General features: G+C 35.0%; 19 protein-coding genes. All 19 read left to right on the top strand.

Annotated features, from left to right (window positions below; genetic code table 11):
* The first annotated feature begins 1 nt into the window (after nt 1).
* Nucleotides 2-697, top strand: a complete 696-nt coding sequence (locus tag KKC91_02870; protein ID MBU0477494.1) for a hypothetical protein — start codon at nt 2-4, stop codon at nt 695-697.
* Nucleotides 694-1464, top strand: coding sequence for a hypothetical protein (locus KKC91_02865; GenBank protein ID MBU0477493.1), 771 nt, complete (start codon nt 694-696; stop codon nt 1462-1464). The genes KKC91_02870 and KKC91_02865 overlap by 4 nt, the downstream gene beginning before the upstream one ends.
* Nucleotides 1461-2690 carry a glycosyltransferase gene (locus KKC91_02860; GenBank protein MBU0477492.1) on the top strand — a complete coding sequence of 410 codons (1230 nt, stop codon included), beginning with the start codon at nt 1461-1463 and terminating at the stop codon, nt 2688-2690. Before KKC91_02865 ends, KKC91_02860 begins: the two co-directional genes overlap by 4 nt.
* An 80-nt stretch (nt 2691-2770) precedes the next feature.
* On the top strand, nt 2771-3541 hold the full coding sequence (locus tag KKC91_02855; protein MBU0477491.1) for a class I SAM-dependent methyltransferase: 771 nt from the start codon (nt 2771-2773) through the stop codon (nt 3539-3541).
* A gap of 4 nt (nt 3542-3545) precedes the next feature.
* A complete protein-coding gene (locus KKC91_02850) occupies nt 3546-5330 on the top strand; it encodes a hypothetical protein (protein MBU0477490.1) in 1785 nt (594 codons plus the stop codon).
* A complete protein-coding gene (locus tag KKC91_02845) occupies nt 5330-6241 on the top strand; it encodes a glycosyltransferase (protein MBU0477489.1) in 912 nt (303 codons plus the stop codon). Before KKC91_02850 ends, KKC91_02845 begins: the two co-directional genes overlap by 1 nt.
* Nucleotides 6234-7154, top strand: a complete 921-nt coding sequence (locus tag KKC91_02840) for a glycosyltransferase (protein MBU0477488.1) — start codon at nt 6234-6236, stop codon at nt 7152-7154. Before KKC91_02845 ends, KKC91_02840 begins: the two co-directional genes overlap by 8 nt.
* 18 nt (nt 7155-7172) lie before the next feature.
* Nucleotides 7173-8090: a glycosyltransferase gene (locus KKC91_02835; GenBank protein MBU0477487.1), complete on the top strand. Its 918-nt coding sequence runs from the start codon at nt 7173-7175 to the stop codon at nt 8088-8090.
* Nucleotides 8087-9016: a glycosyltransferase gene (locus KKC91_02830; GenBank protein MBU0477486.1), complete on the top strand. Its 930-nt coding sequence runs from the start codon at nt 8087-8089 to the stop codon at nt 9014-9016. Before KKC91_02835 ends, KKC91_02830 begins: the two co-directional genes overlap by 4 nt.
* Entirely contained in the window at nt 9013-11490 is a 2478-nt protein-coding gene (locus KKC91_02825; protein MBU0477485.1) for a glycosyltransferase, read from the top strand. The genes KKC91_02830 and KKC91_02825 overlap by 4 nt, the downstream gene beginning before the upstream one ends.
* On the top strand, nt 11487-13703 hold the full coding sequence (locus tag KKC91_02820) for a glycosyltransferase (GenBank protein MBU0477484.1): 2217 nt from the start codon (nt 11487-11489) through the stop codon (nt 13701-13703). The genes KKC91_02825 and KKC91_02820 overlap by 4 nt, the downstream gene beginning before the upstream one ends.
* 1 nt (nt 13704) lies before the next feature.
* Nucleotides 13705-14763, top strand: a complete 1059-nt coding sequence (locus KKC91_02815; GenBank protein MBU0477483.1) for a glycosyltransferase — start codon at nt 13705-13707, stop codon at nt 14761-14763.
* Nucleotides 14741-17032, top strand: coding sequence for a glycosyltransferase (locus KKC91_02810; protein ID MBU0477482.1), 2292 nt, complete (start codon nt 14741-14743; stop codon nt 17030-17032). The genes KKC91_02815 and KKC91_02810 overlap by 23 nt, the downstream gene beginning before the upstream one ends.
* A complete protein-coding gene (locus KKC91_02805; protein ID MBU0477481.1) occupies nt 17007-17513 on the top strand; it encodes a serine acetyltransferase in 507 nt (168 codons plus the stop codon). The genes KKC91_02810 and KKC91_02805 overlap by 26 nt, the downstream gene beginning before the upstream one ends.
* Nucleotides 17510-18649, top strand: coding sequence for a glycosyltransferase family 2 protein (locus tag KKC91_02800; protein MBU0477480.1), 1140 nt, complete (start codon nt 17510-17512; stop codon nt 18647-18649). Before KKC91_02805 ends, KKC91_02800 begins: the two co-directional genes overlap by 4 nt.
* A gap of 20 nt (nt 18650-18669) precedes the next feature.
* The gene (locus KKC91_02795) at nt 18670-19620 is read left to right on the top strand and encodes an SDR family oxidoreductase (GenBank protein ID MBU0477479.1); all 951 of its coding nucleotides are present in this window, start codon (nt 18670-18672) and stop codon (nt 19618-19620) included.
* On the top strand, nt 19617-20678 hold the full coding sequence (locus KKC91_02790; GenBank protein MBU0477478.1) for a hypothetical protein: 1062 nt from the start codon (nt 19617-19619) through the stop codon (nt 20676-20678). Before KKC91_02795 ends, KKC91_02790 begins: the two co-directional genes overlap by 4 nt.
* Nucleotides 20679-20709: 31 nt before the next feature.
* Nucleotides 20710-22170 carry a glycoside hydrolase family 127 protein gene (locus KKC91_02785; protein MBU0477477.1) on the top strand — a complete coding sequence of 487 codons (1461 nt, stop codon included), beginning with the start codon at nt 20710-20712 and terminating at the stop codon, nt 22168-22170.
* Nucleotides 22167-22997 (top strand): endonuclease/exonuclease/phosphatase family protein (locus tag KKC91_02780; protein MBU0477476.1); only part of this gene is annotated, 831 nt, incomplete at its 3' end. The genes KKC91_02785 and KKC91_02780, both read left to right, overlap by 4 nt.

Genomic DNA, 22997 nt, shown 5'->3' with positions numbered 1-22997 from the left:
TGTGAAGGGAAAAGAATTAATTTTGAAAACTTTAAATAAAAGACTTCGTTTCTTTAAGAAGACTTTCTTTTTTGTTCAGAAACATGGTGTGAAATATCTAGGTCTACCTCCTTTTTCTAGAGGATCTGATCAAGACGCTGTTATTAGGAAATATATAATTAAAGCAGGAAAGCTATCGGAACTCGGAGTAGACATCAAGACATTAAGAGTCAATCCCGACTTCCTCAATGACAAGTATACTCTTACAGGTATACCAATTTTGAATAGCCCATATATTGAATTGATGCATATGTTTGAGAGAAGAGATGATGTACGAAATTCCGAATATTATATACGTGCCCTAAGCGGGAGATTGGATTTAAGAAGGGGAGTGTATCTCTCAGTTAATTATATGCAGTCAATGTTTGAAAAGTGCAAAAAAGAAATTTTTTTAGGTAAAACACTACCGATAACAATTTTCAAAAGTCCTGATGAGCGATGGTGGGTGTTTGATGGGAAACATAAGATTGCAGTTATGGGAATTTTAGGTATTACTGATTGTTTTGCAAGAATTGTTAGTCCACTTATTTTGGAGAGATTTACACCAATGTTTGAGATGATCGCAGGACAAAACCACGAGTATTTTATTCATAAAAATATAATCAAGTTATTTCTGCCTGATTGTCGTCAATTTAAAAGAAATTGGAGGATAGTATGAATAGGAAAGCTCAGATCGAAAATATAGTAGAGTCGCTAGAGAAAGATCCAATAGCAGGATCTGCACTGGTCTATCACCCAATACCTTTGGAAGGGTTGGAACACTTAAAAACATCCAGCAATAGAGAGTCAGCTTTTCATAAATGGAAGCTTATTTCCAATTCTTTTGATATTAAGAAAGAGGTTAAAGTAGTATTAGATGTTGGCGCAAATGCAGGATTTTATACATATCAACTATCCAAATTAGGAATATCAGTAGACGCCTTTGAAAACAATAAACGATATTTAGAGCTTGGCAGAAAAATTTCAAATCTTTTTAATTTTAATGTAAATTGGTCGGGTGAGACTGTTACGGATGAATTAATTGTAAAACGTGATAAGTATTATGATTTAACACTTATGCTTAGTGTATTTCAGTGGATTACTAGGGGAAATATAGATTTAGAAATGGGGTGTCGACTATTACGGGAAGTATCTAAGCGCACAAAGTATCTTGTTTTTGAACTTGGTTGTAATACAGGTAATTCCGCGATAGAAGTGAAAGGAGATGAATTGTGTCATTTGGAATGGATTTCGAAACTTTTACATGATAATACTGATTTTTCTAATATTGTACCAGTGGGGATAGCTAGGGCATGGGGGGACAAGGCAAGGTTTATTTTTGTGTGTTCAAATAGACCTATTCGCAGGAATTTGTTATTCTCTTCCAAAATAATTTTGCAGCGACAGAAGAAGAGATTATCAAAAATGATGGAGGTTTGTATATGAAAATAGCTTTTATTGTAGGACATTTCCCGAGTATGTCTGAAACATTTATCCTGAATCAGATAACAGGCTTGATCGATTTGGGCCATGAAGTCGATATTTTTGCTTTTGAAAAAAAAGAATACAATTGTAAGGTTCATGAAGAAATTATTACGTACAATCTTTTAGATAAAGTGCATTATTTTTATAGTCCCAAGAAGAGGAGCGAGAGATTAACGGGGGCATTGTTTATAATAATTAGGAATTTTCATAAAAATCCATTTGCGATAAAAAGATGCTTGAATTTTAAGAAATATGGAAGATATCATGCAATCAATAATTTATTTAAATGCAGGCCCTTTTTTGAGAAAAAATATGACATTATTCATTGTCATTTTGGTTCAAATGCATTGAAGATTTTATTTTTAAAGGAGGTTTTTGATATAAAACTTGTCACATCTTTCCATGGCTATGACCTATCCTTATTTATAAATGAGCATGGTAAAAATGTGTACAGACCCTTGTTTGAGAAAGGAGATCTTTTTCTGCCTGTTAGCGAATATTGGAAAAGGTGCTTATTAGATTTAGGCTGCTCTATAGACAAAATAATAGTTCATCACGCAGGTATACTTGTAGAAGATGTTGCGCTTAAAAAAAATAAACCAAACTCTTATAATAAAATTAAAATAATAACAGTAGCAAGGCTAGTAGAAAAAAAGGGAATCGAATTTGCTATCCTTGCTTCTAAAAATCTTATGAATAATTACGCTAATATGGAATATATTATTGTTGGAGATGGACCTTTGAGAGAGAGAATTGAGTTAATGCTTAATAGTCTCAGTATGAACGAACACATAAAGCTGCTAGGGTGGAGAACTAAAAAAGAAGTTCGGGAGTCAATGGATTCTGCTGATATTTTTGTTCTTCCATGTGTAACTTCAGCAGATGGCGATATGGAAGGCATACCTGTATCTTTAATGGAGGCACAAGGTTTTGGATTGCCTGTTGTTTCTACTTATCATAGTGGTATACCTGAATTAGTAAAAGATGGTGAGACTGGTTTTCTTGTTGCCGAAAGAGATATTGATAGCTTAACAAGCAAATTAGAATATCTTATTCGAGATCGAGAGATTTGTTTAAAAATGGGGAAGCATGGCCAAAAACTTGTTGCTGAAAAATTTAATATAAGAAAGTTAAATAAAAGATTGGTTGATATATATAAACATTGCATAGATAAGAGAAAAGGATAGATGAGACTATAGTCATTTATTTTTTCTAAATTAATAATTTCGTTAAGGCAATATTTAAAATATAAAGGAGAAAAATAAATATGAAATATAATGCTAAAAATTATTGGGAAAAGCGATTATCAGAAGGATTTGATCTATCAAGAGTAGGTCATATTAGTTTTAGTAAGCATTATAACAATTTTCTCTATAAAGCAAAATTGCGAGCACTTAAAAAAGCTTTATTATTACATGGCATCGAGATTTTTCATAAAACAGTTTGTGATATTGGGTGTGGTACTGGGTTTTTCGTAAATTTTTATCATTCCAAAAAAGCAAAAAGTATTACTGGTTTTGATATTACTGCTATCAGTATTGGGAACTTGAAGAGAAAATATCCAAACTATCGTTTTTTCCAGAAAGATATTTCTTCATCTTCGTTAATGCTAAATGCTAGCCAGAAATTTGATATTTTGAATGTTTTTGATGTCTTGTATCACATCACAGACGATAAAGCTTTTGGACAAGCACTTGCAAACATTTCCAGCTTATCTGGCGCTAATGGTTTTATTTTTATTACAGACTCATTCGGGTCTCAAGACATGGATATTGCCAGTCATGTGAAGTTGCGTAGCAAAGATATTTATGAGGATATTTTAAAGATGAATAATGTCAGAATTGTAGGAGTATATCCGCTTTATTGTTTCCTTAATCGATTAATATTTGGAAAATTTAAAAATAGAGTATTACGTAAAGTAGGCTTACTAATAGATAACTTCCTTGCACCAATTTATTATATTTTAGATGGAATGTTTTTGTCTGAAAAAAATAGTAATCTTAATTTGGTTGTGCTGAGGAAGGAGTTTAACAGGTAAAATAATGGCAAAGTTATTTTGTTTATTAAATAATTATAATAGCAACACAGAAGAATTAGCTATAAATTCGCTAGACTACAATACTGAGTGGCAAAAGAATGTTTATCGAGACAAGAATCTATTACTAGGATGTTTTGAGCTACCATTTAAAAGAAAAGATGAATTTTGGTTAGAACACGAGGATGTTATATTGGTTTTGGATGGAGAGATATTTTCTTGGTCTGGAAGCGTAGAAGGCAAGACAACAATGGATAAATTGTTAAGATTATTTAGAGAAAAAGGCGAAGGATTAGTGAACTTTATAAATGGAAATTTTACTTTAATAATTTGGAATAAGAAACAGAAAAATTTGTCTATTATGAATGATAGGATGGGACTGAGGCCGCTTTACTATGCGCAGTATAAAAATAAAATATTTTTTGCTTCGGAGATCAAAGCTATTATATCTGACCCAGATTTTGAGAAAAAACTCAACATAAAAGGAGTCGTTGACTTTTTTTCTTACGAATATGTTTTAGGGGATAAAACATTAGTAGCAGGTATAAATATATTTCCCTATGCAAGCACAGTAGTATTAAGCTTAGATGAAAATAATTTGAATTTCAAAAGATACTGGGATTTCAATTTTAAAGAAGATAGTTTTTATTCAGAGAATGATTATCTCTTTAAGTTCAAAGAAATTACAAATCAGGCTGTTAAAAGAATGACAAAAGACGAGTTAAAAGTTGGTATTCCATTAAGTGGCGGTTTGGATTCTAGAATAATACTAGCGATTATGGAAAAGAAAGAGCGCCCATTATATACTTTTACCTTTGGAGAGAAAGGTAGCGAAGATGAAAGATATGCTAAACAAATTAGTAAGAAAATAAAATCTTTACATCATTATGTGCGAATAAAATATGAATACCTCATAGACTTTATAAGAAGAGGCGTTTTTTATTGCGATGGTCTAGTTAGTTGCAATCATTACAATATCCTTAATATTAGTGACGAAATGAAGCAACATGTTGATATTGCTTTAGACGGTTATTTGGGTGGCGTTTTACCTCGTAGTATGTATACTCACTGTCAAGGTAAGGATAAATCGGTTGTGTTTTCTTCTTTCGATACGTTTAAAGAGGATTTACGAAGAAGGATATTTTCCAAAGATTTAAATAAGGAAATAGAACTTGGGAAAGATAAGTTTTTTGCATTATGGCAAGATATAAAGATCAAAGAAAAACACAATCCTTTGAATTATTTAAACCTTACACAGCGACAAAGACGTTTCATTAATTATGGAAAGATTATTATGAGAAATTTTTTAGAGACAAGAATGCCATTTACTGATTATGATTACATGGATTTTTGTATACAAATGCCAGAAAAACTCAAAACAAATGATATTATTTGTAAAAAATTACTTGTTAAATATTTTTCCAGCATGGCCAAAATTCGCCAGCAAGGCAAAGGACTTTCTTTAAACGCGAATAGATTCGAAAAGGCAATTCATTGGAGGTTGGAATTGTTAAAGGATAAAATGAGAATAGTTTCTAAAAAAACATGCAATTATGAAAAATGGTATAGAACTATTTTGAAAGATTTTGTGAGTTCTATATTATTAAGCCAAAGATTTAAAAACAGACAAATGTTTAATTATCAAGAAGTTGAGAAATTATTGAATGAACATTTTCAAGGTAAATCGAATTACGAGATCCAGATAGGCGTTTTACTAACATTTGAACTTTGGAATAGATTTTTTTTAGATGGAGAGAGCAAAGTCTTTTATAAAGATAGAGGCAATCTATAATGAATAATTTGCCTTTTGTTTCAGTAATTGTCCCTGTGTATAATGGCGAAAAGATAATCGAAGGCTGCATTGAGTCGCTTTTAGACCAGGATTATCCTAGAGATAAATATGAATTAATTGTAGTGGATAACAATTCTAGAGATAAGACAGCACAGATCATCAGAAGGTATCCTGTCAGGTATATAGTGGAAGATAAAATTCGTACGTCTTATGCTGCCCGCAATGAAGGAATACGTTATGCCAAAGGAGAAATATTGGCTTTTATAGATGCTGATTGCATAGCATTTAAGAATTGGATAAGGGTAGGTGCAGGCGCCTTTAAAAAAGATAATACGGGATGCGTAGCTGGCATAATAAAAGGTACCAAACCTAAAAACTATGTAGAAGAATATTTAATTAAAGAAAATACACTTTCTCAAGATGTTACATTGAATCATAACTTTTTACCTTATCCTCAAACTGCAAATACATTTTATAGAAAAATAGTTTTTGAAAACATAGGGTATTTTGAAAAAAAGTGGGTATCCGGTGGCGATGGTGATTTGGCCTGGAGAATGCAGCTTAATACGAATTATAAAATAAAATTTATTCCTGATGCAGTAGTTTTGCATAAGCACAGATCAACAATTAAATCAATGTTTAAACAGAGGGTTAAGTGGGGGATAGGAGAAACTTTACTGTATAAAAAATATAGACGAAGTAGACCTAAGAGGAAATTCAGAGAAACCATGAAGGATCTTTATGTGCTAATTCATATGATAGGAAAAATCATAAGATTAGAATTAAGTTTTTGTGAAAAGGAAGAAAAAAAACATAGAATGAGAAAAAAGTTTCTTGATCTCATTGCATTTATGGGACAAAAAATCGGCATGTTAATAGGATCAATTAAGAATAGAATATATTATGTCTAATAAAAATTTTATCAGTGTAATAATTTGTACTTATAATCGTTGTGCTTGTTTAAGCGATATTTTAAATAGCCTTCTTGATCAGGAATACAAAGGTAATTTTGATTACGAAATAATTGTGGTTGATAATAATTCTAGAGATGATACAGGAAAAGTAGTAAAAGAATTCCAAAAAAATTCTAATGGAAGGCTACGTTATGTTTTTGAAGGGAATCAGGGACTCTCATATGCGAGAAATAGTGGCGTAAAGGAAAGTAAGGGAGACATAGTGGCTTTTATTGATGATGATGCTATAGCAGAAAGAGATTGGTTAAAAAATTTATATAACACATTTGATAAATATAAAGCAGATAGCGTAGGTGGGAAGACGATTCCCATATTAACGGAAGATAAGCCGAAATGGCTTACTAGGACAATTTGGGCAAATATAGGATTATTAGACTATGGAGAAGAAGAGTTTATAATTACCACAAAAAAATATCCTATTCTTGGAGCGAACATGGCGTTTTCTAAGAAAACATTGCTAGAGATCGGTGTTTTTAATATTGAGTTGGGTAGAATTGGCGAAAAATTATTCTCTCATGAAGAAACAGATATTTTTAATAAGATGTTGTTAAGAGGAAAAAAAATTGTTTATCAGCCTAAAGCTATTGTCAGACATAGCGTTACTCCTGATAGACTGAAAAAGAGCTATTTTCGTAGATGGCATTTTTATGATGGGGTATTGGCATCCAGGACTATAGAAGATAGAAGAAAATATATTTTGGGGGTTCCATTTTGGGTCATTATTAGATTTATTCAATCCATCTGGCTATATTTAAAGGAAAATGAAGGAACAAAGAAATTTTCTAAGCAGCTTATTATATTTTATTATTCGGGTATTATAGTGCAAAGATTTAGAAAAAACATTATTTAAAATTGTTATAAAAAAATTATGGATATTTCAATATTAATTTCAACATACCATCGTCCAGATTTATTAGCTCAGACTTTAGAGAGTTTTTGTGAGTTAGATATAGGAGACTTGACTTGGGAAATACTGGTGGTTGACAATGCGGGAGAAAGGTCTACGCAGGATGTAATAGGCAACTTTTCTAGGAAGATACCTGTTAAGTATCTGGTTGAGACTTCGTTGGGTAAGACTAATGCTTTAAATTATATTTTATCTTTAGCCAAAGGAGATTTATTTGTTTTTACAGATGACGATATTATAGCCAGTAAAAATTGGCTAAAAGAAATATGGGAAGGCACAAAACGTTGGCCAGAGCATTTTATATTTGGAGGCAGAATTTTGCCAAGATGGCCTCATAACCGTAAAATAAACCATTCTTTTTATAAGGAAGCTTACGCTATTACAGAATGGGAGGACTTAGAAGGCGTATATAGTGCATATAAAGTGTGGGGACCCAATATGGCTATCAAACGGGAAGTGTTTAAACAAGGATTGAAATTTAATAGATTTATAGGGCCATCTTGCAAAGATAATATTGTGGATATTGTTGGCGATGAGACTGAATTATTACTCCGTTTAGAGAAATCTGGATATAAGACTATATATTTGCCAAACGCTATTGTTTTTCATCAGATTAGGCCAGAACAAATGGAAAAAAGATGGATTTATAAAAGGGCATTTCGTGTCGGAAGATCTATGGCTTATTTTGATGATAGTGTAAATGTAGTAAAGCTCTTTGGTATCCCTCGGTATTTAATAAGACAATTTTTACACATTGGCATTAAACGCATATTATCATTTCTGACTAAGGATGGATTCAAAGGAATAGATGCGGAAATAAACTACTGGAAGCTAAAAGGTAAAATTTATCAATATAAAATAGGAATAAAACAATCATGAATAATAAGCCTTTTGTTTCGGTTATTATAGCTGTATATAATGGCGAGAAAGTGATAGATGAATGCATTAAATCACTTTTAACGCAAGATTACCCAAGAGATAAGTACGAAATCATAATTGCAGATAATAATTCGAATGATAAAACCAGAGAAGTTATCAAAAAATATCCTGTGAAATATGTTATGGAGGATACTATCAAAGGTCCTTCTGCTGCGAGAAATACAGGTGCAAAGGTCGCAGGAGGTGAGATTTTTATATTTTTCGATTCCGACCAAATTGCTGAAAAAAGTTGGTTGCGAAAGATCTTACAAGGATGGGAATATGAAAAATACGGAGCTTTTTCCGGTCGAAATATATATGTAGATATAAATAAAGATTTAATAAGCGATTATTGGTCTGGAAAATGTAGTAAAAAGGTCAATAGAGTAAAAAAAGGGCGATTGGATAGCAGGTTTTTTGCAGGCGGTAATATAGGAATCCGGAAAAATATTTTTGAGGGATTAGGTGGATTTGATGTAGGGCTTTCTACATGTGAAGATATAGATTTTGCATTACGAATGTATAAAAAATCAAATGTATTTATCAAATATAATGATGATGCCGTAGCATACCATAAGCAACGCACAAATATCAGAAGTTTGCTGAAAAGAGAATTTTGGTTCGGATATGGCTCGGTTATTCTTGAAAGGAGACATAGAGAGGTCAGAAAACATTTTATAATCATCCGTGCGATATTGAGGACTTTATTGGGTGGTGTTGCATTGGTATGTGGATTTTTTAAGCCTATGAAGACAATGATCAGAAAAAGGCATTTACAGTTGATTTTGTTAGATATAGCTATGCGTTGGTCTAATTGTTTTGGTAGGGTGAGAGCTTATGTTGTATGTTGCCCATATGGGACAAAAACCTTTAAGAATAAAAAATGAAAATGAATATTTTAATCGATAGCGGTAATTGTAAAAATATTGGAGACAATGCAATGCTGTTCAATTTAGTAGATACGTTAGCTACTAAAACGCAATGGAACTTTTTCATAATAGATAAAAATGCAGGGCCGAAATTTCATAGTCATAATAGCAGGGTAAAATTTGTTAATAATAATAATAATTTATTAAAAATGCCAAATTGGAGAATTAATTGCAATTCTGGTAAGTTTTGGTTATCGTTATTTTTATTTTTTTTCGGCATAAGAATGGTATTTCTTTATATTAATGTCAAATTTTTTGGAAAATTCAAATTTCATTTGTTGTCAAATAGAAACATTAAATTTTGGACAGAAATATTTGAAGCTACAAATGGGTACTGGGTTGTTGGTGGAGGTAATATAAATGATATGGGGCTTGGCCCGGTTATATGTAAAATGGCCTTTGCTAGATTATATAGACTTATGAATAAGCCAGTGATATTTTCTGGTCAGACAATCGGACCTATTAATAAAACCTTTAGTAGGTTGATCGTGAATGAAGGTATAAAAAATATAAATTTACTTTCTTTAAGAGAAAGAGAGTCTTATAAAGCATTAGAAAGGCTGGGATGTGATTTGAGTGATATTTATATCACAGCAGATGATGCTTTAACATTAAAAGATATAAATTCTGAAACATTTAAAGCTACGTCAAAGAAAATCATACTCTTAAACTTCAGATTCGCCTTTTACTCGACTCAAAACGCTGGTTTGTTGGCTAAATATGCATTGCTTATAGATAGAATGTTAGAAGTGTTTTTGCATGAAGATTTTCTTTTTGTGCCTCTTACTTTCGGAAAAGATGATTCAGATATAGAGACTGCAGAGAGGATCTTGGAGTCAGTGAAAAAGAAATCTAGCCGTATAAAAATTTATAAAGGAGATATCTCTCACGAGAATATTCAGGGCCTTATAAAAAAAGCATGTCTGTCAATAGGTGTCTCTTACCATTTTTGCTTATTTTCTTTGTCTAATGGTGTGCCGACTATAGGCTTATATGCAAATGAATTTTATGCCCAAAAATTAAAGGGACTTATGGAAATGTTTGGTCAAAAGAAAGCCGCTTTAAATTTAGTGGAATCCGATATAGATAGCTTGATTCAGGCAATAGGACATGTATATGGTAATTTTGTAAAGGATAAGACCTTGGAACATAAAAAGGAGATGGTAGGTCGATGGAATTGTTTTATAAGGGATTCAATTGAAGTAATGGAAAATAAACATAAGTCAATTAGAAAAGAAAAATTCAACATTTGCGTCATTTCTTCAGGACTCGAACATATTAAACGGGGGGTTGAAACATGGGCTAATGATTTATCTCATGCCCTTAAGGAAAAATATGTACACATCATGCTTTATAAAGGAAGCGGAATAAAAAAGAATGGTTTTGAAAAAAATATTTCTTGTATTAGATGTGGCTCAAGATTATCGAAAAGCCTCCTTAACATTTTGCCGTCTTTTAGTTGGCATTTTGGTTTAGGTTCGGCTTTTCAAATGCAGCAAACTACATTCGCTTTCAATTTTCTTCCTGAGGCTATGCTAAAGCAATTCGATATTATTCATACGCAGGATCCTGATGTAGCAAATATTTTAAGAATAGCGAAGAAAGTTGGACTCATAAAATCAAAGGTTATTTTGGCACATGGTACGGAGGAAGATTTTGAATTTATTAAGAAATTTGATTATCTGCAGCATCTTGCACCTTTGCATCTTGAAGAGGCTAAGATGGCTGGGCTTAATGGGAAAAAATCGTTTGTTATTCCTAATTTTGTGAATACGGAAAGGTTTAAGCCTTTGGCAGCACCAGATTGTAGGGGAGGTTTAAACCTCCCCTACAATCTGGTGAGGAGGGATATGAGGGAAGGATTTGGGATTCCTGGGGATGCTTTTGTGGTTTTGTGTGTTGCGGCTATAAAAAGTACTCATAAGAGGATTGATTATTTGATAAATGAAATGGTTAAAACAAAGGGCTTTCTTGTTGTGGCTGGCTCCTCTACGGATCAGACTCATGAACTTAAGGCTATGGCTAGAAAAAAATTAAAAGATAGATTTATATTTTTGACTGATTTTCCTCATGAGAGGATGAATGAAATTTATAGAATTGCTGATGTATTTACTTTATGCTCTCTCAAAGAAATGATGCCTATTGCACTTTTAGAGGCGCTTTCTTCCGGATTGCCTTCAATAGTAAACAAGCATCCTGTCGTTGAATGGATGGTAGGTGATGGCGGAGAGAGTATTGATATGAGTAAAGAAGGGGAATTGGCTAAGGCTCTTGAAAAATATATGGATGAGAGTTATCGAAAGGATAAAGGTAGAAGAGCGAGAAGGCAGGCTATAAAGAATTTTTCAGAGAATGTTGTGGTAGAGAAGATTATTGAGATGTATAGGGAGATTGCTTCTGCGCCGGAGGCGCATCGCAATGACAAAAAATGAAAAGACCATTAGTTAGTGTAATAATTCCTACGTATAACGCAGATAAGTATATAAAAGAGGCGTTGGAGTCTGTTTTTAAGCAGACCTATACAAATACTGAGATTATAGTTATAGATGACGGTTCAACTGATAATACAAAAGAAGTGCTTACGCCATATTTAGATAGGATTCAATACATATACAAGGAAAACGGTGGGCCTGCGAGTGCGAGGAATTTAGGTATAAAAATGGCAAAAGGTGAATATATTGCTTTTCTGGATGCGGACGATATATGGTTAAAAGAGAAATTAGAAACGCAGATAAAAGAGATGAATGATGGAATAGGGCTGGTAGGTTGTAAAGACCATACAATTAACGGTCGGATAAAAAGGACAAGAAATATTTCCTATAAGGAATTACTTATTAAGAATGTGTTTAGTAATTCGAGTGTTTTAGTTAGGAGAGAATGTATAGATAGGGTGGGGCTTTTTGATGAGAGGCCTGAATTTAAGGCAGTGGAAGATTGGGATATGTGGATTAGGATTAGTAAAAGATGTAAGGCAACGTACATAAATAAGACACTTGTAAGGATTAGGTCTGAAGCTAATGGAATTAGTTCTCCTTCCAATGCAAAAAAGATGCTTTCTAATGAGATGGCAGTTATCAGGAAACATTTAAAATGGCATGTACTTTTGAAGATGCAAGTATATAGTTCGCGGTATTTTTACGCAGGTTGGGCGTATTTTGTGAACGGCGATATAAAAGATGCATTTATACATGAGATAAAGTCATTGCTGTATTCTCCGTTTAGTATTTTGAGTAAAAACCATATAGGGTTAATTGTTCGGATATTTCAGAGTACATTGGGCAATATATACGGGAAGTTCTTTAGGGATAAGATACTCCCTTTTTACGAAACATTTTTAAGAAAGCGTAGGACGTTATTGTATTTGAAAGAATTAGAGAAGAATCAGTGGTGTTCAAGAGAAGATTTATTGCGGAAGCAACAGAAAGAGTTGATGTTACTTTTGTACCACTCTTATCAGAATGTGCCGTATTATCAGAAGATTTTTAAACGTCTTAAACTTAAGCCTAAAGATATGAAAAGTTATGATGATTTCAGGAAATTACCTGTTATTTCCAAGGAAGATATAAAGAATAATAGAGAGAGCATGATTGCAGAGAATTTTAGAGATCGGCTGATTAAAAAGGCAACAGGGGGTTCAACAGGTGTACCATTGCAATTTGCACATGATAGGGATAGTTATGATTGGAGGGTTGCTGTTGCAATGCGTGGGTACAAGTGGGCCGGATGCGAGGATGGTAGAAAAGTTCTATATATATGGGGTGCTTCTATAGGTGCGGAGTCAATTTTTAAAAAGCACAAGAAATTATTGCATAATTTTATATTAAGGAAAAAGATTTTGAATTCGTTCCATTTAAATAAAATAGTGATGGATAAATATCTTAAGGAACTTAACAAGTTTAAGCCAGAGGCAATTGTCGGATACACTACACCACTTTATAACTTTGCAAAATTTATAAAAGATAGCGGTAAAGAATGTGTCAGGGTTAAATCTATTATTAGTGCGGCTGAAAAACTCTATGAATACCAGCGAGAGTTAATAGAAGAGGTCTTTAGGGGTAAGGTCTTTAATACTTATGGAAACAGGGAGTTTATGCTTATAGGTGCAGAGTGTGAGAAGCATAATGGCCTGCATCTCAACGTAGATAATCTTTATGTGGAGATTTTAAAGGATGGTGAGCCTGTTAAAGACGGAGAGATAGGAGAAGTTGTTATAACAGACTTGCATAACTATGCCATGCCTTTTATTAGATACAAGACAGGAGATCTGGCAGTTTATAGTGAGAGAAAATGTGATTGTGGAAGAGGCTTGCCTTTGATAGAGGATGTAGAGGGCAGGATATTAGATACTATTCAGACATTAGACGGAAAATTTGTGCCGGGAGAATTTTTTCCGCATCTTATGAAAGAATTTGAAGAGGTGGAAAAATTTCAAGTGAGTCAGAAATCAAAAGATAGAGTTAATTTGAAGATTATAAATAAAAAGCCTCTTAAGAGAGACAGGCTGGATTTTTTAAAGAAAGAGATCTGTAAAGTTTTAGGAGATAAGACAGAACTTAATATTGATTTTGTAGATGATATTCCTTTGGCAGATTCAGGTAAATTTAGGGTTGCGGTATCAGAGGTGCCGATTGATTTTAAGAATTAATATGAATATATTGCAGGTTGTTTTAAATTTGGAATGTGGTGGGTTAGAAAAGCTTGTGATAGATCTCTCTAATGAGCTTAATAGTAGAGGCTTACGTACCAGTATAGCCTGTATTGATAAAAAAGGAGAATTGGCAAAGGAGGCAGAGGATAAAGGTATTAAGGTCTTTAGTCTAGAAAAGGGACCGGATTTTGATCTTGGGATTTCAGCTAGATTGTTTAAGATTTTGAAAAAAGAAAAAATCGATTTGGTGCATACGCATAATTTTGGACCTCTTATATATGGGGGTATTGCTGCAAAGATGGCTGGTATACCGTGTATTAATACAAGACATGGCAGGGCAGAAAAGAAGGTTAATAGATTTATATGGAATTTAAATAGAAAGATTGTAGCGGTTTCTGAAGATGCCAAAAAAGAGCTTTTGAAGCATAATAAAGTTGATGCTGGTAAGGTCAAGGTAATTTATAACGGCGTTAGTGTGAATGGTAAGAGTAATAGAAGTGTAAATGAGTTTGGAGACTGTACAGTAATTGGTAATGTTGCGCGGTTGTCTGAAGAAAAGGATCATTTTACGCTTCTTGAGGCATTTGCTCTGATTTGTAAAGAGATTGAAGATGCAATACTTGTAATTGTCGGAGATGGTCATTTAAGAGATTGCTTAGAGTCCAAAGTTAGGGACTTAAAGCTAGAAGAAAAGGTTTTGTTTTTGGGTATGAGAGATGATGTGCAAGATTTAATGAAGGCTTTTGATGTATTTACGTTATCATCAACGATGGAAGGTATTTCTCTTACTTTATTGGAGGCAATGGCAGCAGGGAAGGCTATTGTTGCAACAAATGTAGGAGGAAATAAAGAAGTTGTAAAAGATGCTGAATCAGGTGTTCTTGTACCTAAGAGTAATGCTAAAGAATTGGCCAAAGCAATTATTAAAGTGTTGAAGGATAAAGAATTAAGAGACAGGATGGGAAAAAAAGGTCTTGAGATAGTTAAGGAAAGATTCAGTTTAGATAGGATGACTAAGGAGTATATGGAGCTTTATGAAGACGTTAATCATAAGTAATCTATTTCCAAATACTATGGAACCCAGTAGAGCTATGTTTAATAAACAGCAGTTTACAGAACTTTCTAAACTGTGTGAGTTAAAGATAGTTGCGCCATTGCCGTTTTTTAAATATTCATTAGCGTATGTTCCGGAGAAAGAACTTATTGACGGCATAGAGGTTCATCATCCGAGATATCTGGTCATTCCGAAGATTTTAAGGTCATTATACGGGTTTTTCTTTTTTATCGGGGTTATTAAGAAGGTAAAGGAGATATATAAGACATTTAAATTTGATGTTATTTTCTGCTCCTGGGCGTATCCTGATGGTTTTGGTTCTGCCTTGATAGCCAAACTTCTTAGAACACCGTTTGTAATGAAAGTTCACGGGACTGATGTGAATGTTGTGACTCGGTACTTTTTTCGAAGAAGGATGATCGTGTACGCTTTGAAAAGGGCAGAGAAAGTGATTGCTGTGAGTAATGCCTTAAAGGAAAAGATAATAGGACTCGGGATAGATAAAGAAAAAATTGAGGTTATCTCTAATGGTGTGGATACTGATTTATTTAGGCCTGTAGATAGAATACCTTCCAGAGATAAGTTATGTTTACCGCAGGATAAAAAGAGCATTCTTTATATAGGTAATTTAGAAAAGATCAAGGGTATAGACCTTTTAATAGACGCGATGAAGGATTTACCTGAGGGTATTAATTTGGCTATTGTGGGAAGAGGTAGCTTAGAAGATGAGTTAAGGGCAAAGGTTGAGACTTTAGGTCTCGAAGATAGGGTTAAATTTTATGGTTCGCAGCTGCATTCTGATATTCCTTTATGGCTGAACTCTTGTGATGTACTTTGTGTGCCAAGCAGGAATGAAGGGTGCCCTAATGTGGTTTTAGAGGCATTGGCGTGCGGGACAGCAATTGTTGCATCAAAGGTAGGCGGTATTCCGGAATTGATTAGGACTGAAGACGCAGGGATTTTGGTCAGGCCTGGTTACGTGTCTGAACTTGAAAATGGAATTGAAGCGGCATTTGAGAAGAAATGGGACAGGAATGGTTTGAGGCAGAATGTTTTGAATTATGGTTGGACAAAGAATGCAAAGAAACTCTTTGAAGAATTAAGCTTAGTAAAGAGGATGCGCAATATACTGTACCATCATCGCACACAGGGAACAGGTGCAGAAGGGGTGCATGTTGCAAATATTATTAAGGGGTTTAGGAGGTTAGGAAATAAGGTTTATGTGGTTTCTCCCAGCGGGGTGGATGCTGAAAAGACACAGGGAGGGAATCCCTATGGTAAAAAGAAAGGCATAGGCAGGTTTTTTAGTTTTCTTAGTAAGTTTCTTCCACAGTTTTTATTTGAGATCTTGGAAATAGGGTATAACTTTAGGGTTTATTTTAAACTTAAGAAAGTTTTAAGGCATAAAAGAATTGATTTTATTTATGAAAGATACGCATTCTTTACGTTTGTAGGAGTGTGGCTGGCTAAGAAGTTTAATATCCCTATTATCTTAGAAGCCAATGAAGTTTCAGGTGAAGAAAGGGTGAGGGGGCAGTTTTTTGTAGGACTGGCTAGAAGGATTCAGAAATATGTATTTTTAAATGCAGATGCAATAATAGTGGTGTCCGAATTCTTGAAAGAGAGAATCAAACAGCATGGTGTGGATGTCAATAAAGTTTTTGTTATACCTAATGCCGTAGATGAAGATATATTTATTCCGCGTTATGTACAAAAGAATGGAGAGGTCCTTATCGGGTTTATTGGCTGGTTTGTAAAGTGGCACAATATTGAAAGCTTGATAGATGCCTTTAGTAATGTATCTAAGAAGGTCCGATCCTGTCTATTTCTTATAGGAGACGGGGTATTAAAGGATAGTTTAAAGTCTAAGGTTAAAAGTTTAGACTTAGAGGAGAAAGTGGTTTTTACGGGGGCAATTCCGTATGAGCGCATACCTGATTATATTGATATTATGGATATTTGTGTGGTGCCGGGCTCGAATGAGTATCGTTCTCCTATTAAACTATTCGAATATATGGCTATGGGAAAGGCTGTAGTAGCGCCTAAGTATAAGCCTATAGAAAGCATAATAGAAGATGATAAGGATGGGGTTTTATTCGAGCCTGGAGATTCCAGGTCATTGGAAGAAAGATTGGAAATATTAGTAAAAGATGCTAGTAAGAGAAAGCTGTTGGGAGAGAAGGCTAGGGAGAAGGTTTTGAAGGAGCATACTTGGTTGGGGAATGCTCGGAGGGTGATGGAGATATATGATAATAAAAGATCTAGTTTATAAAGCTGAGTGTTTTTATGGAAAATGTTCTTTAAAGGAGTTCTTAAAGATCCTTTTTAGTGATGGGACTTCTTGTATGGTGTTTTATAGGATGTCTAAGTTTTTTCATTGTATTAAACTTGAGGTAGTTAGCTGGATAATCCTGGAGATTAATAAATTAGTAAATGGGTGTGTTATCGGAAGAGGCGTGGATTTTAAGAAGGGATTTGTCGTGATGCATGGGATAGGTGTTGTTATAAATAGCAATGTTAAGGGTGGGGAGAATATAGTGCTGGAGAGCGGAGTGGTAATAGGTGCTGCCAGGAGCGGCATGCCAATAGAGGTGCCTTTATTAGGCAGTAATATCTTTATAGGTAGTGGCGCAAAGATTTTGGGTGGCATAAAGATTGGGAATAACGTGAAGATTGGGGCGAATGCAGTGGTTGTAAAGGATGTACCGGATAATGTAACAGTGGTAGGGATACCAGCAAGGATAGTGAAATGAAGATCTTATTTTGGATAATAATAGGTTTAATAGTACATGTATATTGTATCTATCCTCTGATACTTCTTTCTTTGAGGAAGTTCATGAAGATCAAGTTTCGTAAGTCGAATGGGCTTTTGCCGGTTACGATTATAGTAAGCGCTTATAATGAAGAAGATGTTATAGAGACCAAGATAGGAAATCTTCTAGACCTTGATTATCCAAAGAAATGTTTAGAAATAATAATAGCCTCTGACGGATCGTATGATAAAACAAATGAGATAGTAAAAAGATATTCCAGTAAAGGTATAAGATTGGCTGGTTATAGAATCAGGAGAGGTAAGGCTGAGACATTGAATAGGACTATCCCAAAGGCGAAGAATGAGATTATTGTCTTAAGTGATGCTAATGCATTTTTTAAGAAAGATGCGATACAAAAACTTGTCAGGAATTTTGGTGATGAGAGGGTTGGGGCTGTTTGCGGCAGATTATGCTTTGATAATAACGGTAATAATAAAAAAATAGGCGAGCTGGAAGGGTTTTATTGGAAGTATGAGACATTTCTGAAAAGGATAGAGGGCAGCCGCGGGTCTTTATTAGGGGCAAACGGAGCTATATATGCCATAAGAAAGAGCCTTTTTACACCTGTCCCCAGTGACACCATAGTAGAAGATTTTTTGATTCCAATGAAGATTTTGGAGAAAAACTATAAGGTCTTGTATGAGCCTGAGGCAATTGCATACGAGGAGACAGCCAAGGGAATAGTTCAGGAGATGGCGAGGCGGATAAGAATCGGCGCAGGAGATTTTCAGTCGCTATTTTTGACCTGGCGGATTTTGAATCCTTTGCATGGGTTTAGTTCGTTTGCATTCTGGTCTCATAAGGTATTAAGGTGGTTTGCTCCGTTCCTATTAACAGCGTTATTATTTTTAAATGCGTTTTTGGTGGGAGAAGATATTTATTTGATGTTATTTTTAGCACAGGTTAGTTTTTATTTAATTGCGTTATTAGGACGGATTTTGAATAATACGCGCATTCATATAAGGCTCTTTGGATTTTGTTATTATTTTGTATCAATGAATATAGCTCTTTTACTAGGGTTTTTTAAGTTTTTGATGGGAAGACAGAGTGTTATGTGGGATAGGACGCATAGGTAATACAAAAAAGGAGGAAAGTTATGAAGTTTTTAGTTACTGGTGGTGCAGGTTTTATAGGGTCGCATATTGTTGATGCCCTGTTGAAAAATGGTGATGAGGTAGTTGTTCTTGATGACTTCAGTTCAGGAAGGATAGAGAACATAGAAGGTGTGTTAGATAAGATAGAGCTTGTAGAAGGAGACATAAGATATAAAAAGATAGTCTCTAAGAGTATGCAAGGTGTGGATTATGTGATACATCAGGCAGCTTTGAGGAGTGTTCCAAAGTCTCTTGGAAATCCAGAGCTTTATAATGACGTGAATATTAATGGGACACTGAATATCTTAAATGTGGCTAGAGATGCTAAAGTTAAAAGAGTAGTAGTTGCTTCTTCGAGCTCTGTTTACGGGGAGACAGATAAATTACCTGAAAAAGAGGAGCTTTATCCGCTTTTAGTATCTCCTTATGCACTTACTAAGCTTGCAGGAGAGTATTATTGTAGAATCTTTAGTGAGATCTATGGTCTTGAGACAGTTAATCTTCGTTATTTTAATGTCTTTGGGCCGAGACAGAGCCTTGAAAATGAATATGCAGTTGTAATACCGAAGTTTATTGCCTGCATACTTAAGGATGAGAATCCGCCTATTCACGGTGATGGTACACAGACCCGCGACTTTACTTATGTAGAGAATGTGGTTCAGGCTAATATAAAGGCAGCTACTACGCCTGGCATAAAATGTGAAGTCTTTAATGTTGCCTGTGGTGAGGCGTATAGTGTCTTGGATATTGTTGAATATGTAAATAGGATCCTTAAGAAAGATATAAAGCCGAGATTTACTCCTAAACGGGCGGGAGATGTAAAAGATACGCTGGCAGATATAAGTAAGATAAAGAAGATGTTGAATTTTAATCCTACTGTTGATTTTGAAGAGGGGCTTTGTAGTACCATTGAGTATTTTTCGGATAGTTTAATGTTATGTACAAAAATATAGATATCTGGTTACCAAGTTATATAAAGCAGTGCATGGGTAGGGATGGGAAGTTTCCCGGTATGAGGCATGTTGTGTTTTGTGTGGTGGATCATTTTGAGCCGAAGTGGGGGATGAATGGTAAAGGTAGAAGTAGAGTAGATGCTTGGGTTGAGAGGTATCCTAATTTGGCAAAGAGACATAAAGATTCTGAAGGACGGTTTCCTCGGCATACGTTTTTTTATCCTATAGAGGAGTATGAGGCAGAGTATTTAGATAAAATTGCCGGCTTATGCAAAAGAGGATTTGGTGAGGTAGAGATACATTTACACCATGATAATGATACCCCTGATGGTTTGAGAGAAAAGATAGAAACAGGCAAAAAGGATTTTCAGAAGCATGGCTTATTATCTAGAGATAAAGAAACTAACGAAGTTAAATTCGGATTTATACATGGAAATTGGGCCTTAGATAATTCCAGGAAAGATGGGAGATGGTGTGGCGTAAATAATGAGCTTATGATCTTGAAAGAGCTTGGTTGTTATGCGGATTTTACCTTACCTTCAGCGCCTAGCAATACTCAGACGCGGAAGATAAATAGTATTTATTATGCTAAAGATGATCCAGATAAGCCTAAGTCGCATGATAGAGGAGTAGATGTGAAGGTGGGAAATATTGAGAATGGAGATTTGATGATAATTCAGGGGCCGCTTGCTTTAAACTGGAAGACTCGGAGACCTGGGGTGTTTCCTAAGATTGAGAATGGAGAGATTACTGGTTTAAATCCGCCTACTAAAGATAGGGTGGATTTATGGGTGGAGCAGGATATACGAGTTAAAGGCAAAGATGATTGGATTTTTATTAAGGTACATACGCATGGCGCGCAGGAAAGGAATCTCGATTGTTTGTTAGGTAAACCTATGCATGATTTGTATGATTATCTGGAAACTAGATATAATGACGGAGCTAAGTTTAAGCTGCATTATGTAACAGCTAGGGAGATGTATAATATTGTGAAGGCGGCAGAGGCTGGGGAAGGCGGAGAGCCTGGGGAGTATCGTGATTATGAGATTGCCCAATAAATTGGGCAACTACAATATGTGAAGGGGAAATATGGTGAAGGTTAAATTTATTGTTTTAGTTTTGGTTGGTTTGGTTGTTTTTGGCAAAGCGAGTTTTGCCGCTACACAGCATATACAGGGCACTATTGAAGCTACGGTTATTCGTTTAGGTAAAACTCTAAATGAAGAGGTGTTGGTTTCTACTGGAGTGCCTTTTGGGGTGGGACAGTTGCAGTCAGATAAGGATATTGTGTTTTTTGACGGGGAGACTGAAATTCCTATAGCTACTAAGATACTTGCAAGATGGCCTTATGATAATTCTATAAGGTCAGTGTTAGTGCAGTTTAGGCTCAAGATGGAAGAGGGGAATAAATTTAAGCCTGTCGTAATGAAGTGGGGCCAGCCGAGGAAAACAAAAGATATTGCACTTACAGAGGTGGCATGGGATGTGCCAGAGGCGTATATTGTGCTTCCTGCTAAATGGCTTTGTGATAGCGAGGTTGTAGATGAGCAAGTGCCAATGGATAAAAATAGTTTTGTGGAATATGATAAAAAACTTTTAGGTGTATATTCTAAGAGAAAGAACGACCCGTATAAAAGGGATGTTAGAAAGGACTTCTTCTATGATACTGTGCATACATTTTATCAGATTTATGTCCGTACAGGTGAGCCAGAATATTTTGTAGATGCTCGCAAAGAGGCAATAAAGTATCGCGATGATATTATTATAAGAGAGGGTCCTGAAAAAGGTAATACACCGCATAAAAATCCTAGATACGTATTTATCCAGGCAATGGCTGATGATTATCTTTTGACAGGGGACCAGAGGTCTTTACAAGTCGCTAAATGGATGGCAAACTATATTAAGGAACATAATGAGATTGAAAAAGCATATTACAGGAAGAATGACGAGCGTTTTTTTACTGAACGTAGATTTACATTTCCATTTTTAGGGATACTTGTCTACTATGAATTGACGCATGACGAGGAATATTTAGATCTGGCGTCTCAATTTATGCAGAATTTATACAAGACTCAAAAAGAATGGCCTGAACGAGGAGGATTTATTCATAACCTTTATTCTCATGATCCGGAAGAAGGTGCAAGGCGGGATGAGTATGGCGGGTCTCCCTTTATGACAGGGCTGCTTTTAGAACCGATTGTTAAATACCATATGCTGACAGGAAGTGAGATTGCAAAGGAGTCGATTTTTATGGCGCTTGACTGGCTTATGAAAGAAGGGCTTACATCAGAAGGGGATTCCTTTTATTATACAACTGCAGATGCACAAAAATCTAAAGGTGCACATCCTGATTTAAATTTACTTATCGTGCATGCATTTGGATACGGGTATAAAATCAGCGGTTATACAAGAAAAGATTACCTTGATGCAGGTAAAAGAATATTTCGGCGCGGCATAAAGAGCGCATTTTTAGGTTCCAGGAAACACTTTAATCAGAATTTTCGCTCAAGCGGGCATTTCCTTGCTTATATTGAGGAAGGGGTTTTATGAAATCAGTAAAATCATTACTTTGGTTATTTTCCGTATTGTATCTTGGGATACTTTGTGTTTTATGGGCTAGCCCGTATTGGCCGGCAAGATTGGGGTGGTTGGCTAATCTATTCCAGATGGCGCCCCTTTGGGTACTTTATTTTCCTCTTGGGTTCCTTTTTATAATTTGGCTATTTGTAAGAAAGACAGGTATACTTATAGTAAATATTGTCTCTTTTGCTGTGATTTTCTTTTGCATTATGGGATTTAATGTGCCTTTTTCTGTACCATGGCAAAAGGCTCAAAACGCACAGGACCAGCTTAGGATTATGACCTTTAATCTCGGTACTAATGTTGATGCAACTTCTTTAGCTGAGTTTATTGCGAAAGTCGAGCCTGATATCATTGCGTTTCAGGAGGTTTATACTGACAGCCAAAATGCATTAAAGCTTATACTGCCCCAGGATGAAGGGTGGTATTTATCTTTTCAGCAATATTTAGGGCTGGCGAGCCGTTTGAAGATAAGGAATGTTGACGTAAAGAACAGGAGCATGTTAGGCGGCCGTGGAGAGATGGTTGCAAAATATGAGTTGGAATTAGAAGGAGAAAACAACGGATATATAAATTTCTTCAATGTACATTTAGAGACTCCGAGAGATGGGTTAGAGGCTGTTATCGATAATAAAATGGGCGGGGTATCAGAGGTCAGAAGAGTGGCAGAATTACAGAAGAAGGAATCTGGTTTTATATCAGAGTGGATCGAATCGCATGATGCAGTTTTGATCGCAGGTGACTTTAATATGTTGGAAATCAGCCCTCTTTATAAAAAGTATTGGTCGTCATTTACC

Source organism: bacterium, assembly GCA_018812485.1.
Taxonomy (GTDB): Bacteria; JAHJDO01; JAHJDO01; order JAHJDO01; family JAHJDO01; genus JAHJDO01.
The sequence above is the reverse complement of the archived record's forward strand: the minus strand, read 5'-3'. Positions and strand labels throughout refer to the sequence as shown.

Excerpts from the sequence above, each read along its gene's own strand:
- KKC91_02865 (MBU0477493.1), top strand. The coding sequence starts at position 694 with ATGAATAGGAAAGCTCAGATCGAAAATATAGTAGAGTCGCTAGAGAAA.
- KKC91_02860 (MBU0477492.1), top strand. The coding sequence starts at position 1,461 with ATGAAAATAGCTTTTATTGTAGGACATTTCCCGAGTATGTCTGAAACA.
- KKC91_02855 (MBU0477491.1), top strand. The coding sequence starts at position 2,771 with ATGAAATATAATGCTAAAAATTATTGGGAAAAGCGATTATCAGAAGGA.
- KKC91_02850 (MBU0477490.1), top strand. The coding sequence starts at position 3,546 with ATGGCAAAGTTATTTTGTTTATTAAATAATTATAATAGCAACACAGAA.
- KKC91_02845 (MBU0477489.1), top strand. The coding sequence starts at position 5,330 with ATGAATAATTTGCCTTTTGTTTCAGTAATTGTCCCTGTGTATAATGGC.
- KKC91_02840 (MBU0477488.1), top strand. The coding sequence starts at position 6,234 with ATGTCTAATAAAAATTTTATCAGTGTAATAATTTGTACTTATAATCGT.
- KKC91_02835 (MBU0477487.1), top strand. The coding sequence starts at position 7,173 with ATGGATATTTCAATATTAATTTCAACATACCATCGTCCAGATTTATTA.
- KKC91_02830 (MBU0477486.1), top strand. The coding sequence starts at position 8,087 with ATGAATAATAAGCCTTTTGTTTCGGTTATTATAGCTGTATATAATGGC.
- KKC91_02825 (MBU0477485.1), top strand. The coding sequence starts at position 9,013 with ATGAAAATGAATATTTTAATCGATAGCGGTAATTGTAAAAATATTGGA.
- KKC91_02820 (MBU0477484.1), top strand. The coding sequence starts at position 11,487 with ATGAAAAGACCATTAGTTAGTGTAATAATTCCTACGTATAACGCAGAT.
- KKC91_02815 (MBU0477483.1), top strand. The coding sequence starts at position 13,705 with ATGAATATATTGCAGGTTGTTTTAAATTTGGAATGTGGTGGGTTAGAA.
- KKC91_02810 (MBU0477482.1), top strand. The coding sequence starts at position 14,741 with ATGAAGACGTTAATCATAAGTAATCTATTTCCAAATACTATGGAACCC.
- KKC91_02805 (MBU0477481.1), top strand. The coding sequence starts at position 17,007 with ATGATAATAAAAGATCTAGTTTATAAAGCTGAGTGTTTTTATGGAAAA.
- KKC91_02800 (MBU0477480.1), top strand. The coding sequence starts at position 17,510 with ATGAAGATCTTATTTTGGATAATAATAGGTTTAATAGTACATGTATAT.
- KKC91_02795 (MBU0477479.1), top strand. The coding sequence starts at position 18,670 with ATGAAGTTTTTAGTTACTGGTGGTGCAGGTTTTATAGGGTCGCATATT.
- KKC91_02785 (MBU0477477.1), top strand. The coding sequence starts at position 20,710 with ATGGTGAAGGTTAAATTTATTGTTTTAGTTTTGGTTGGTTTGGTTGTT.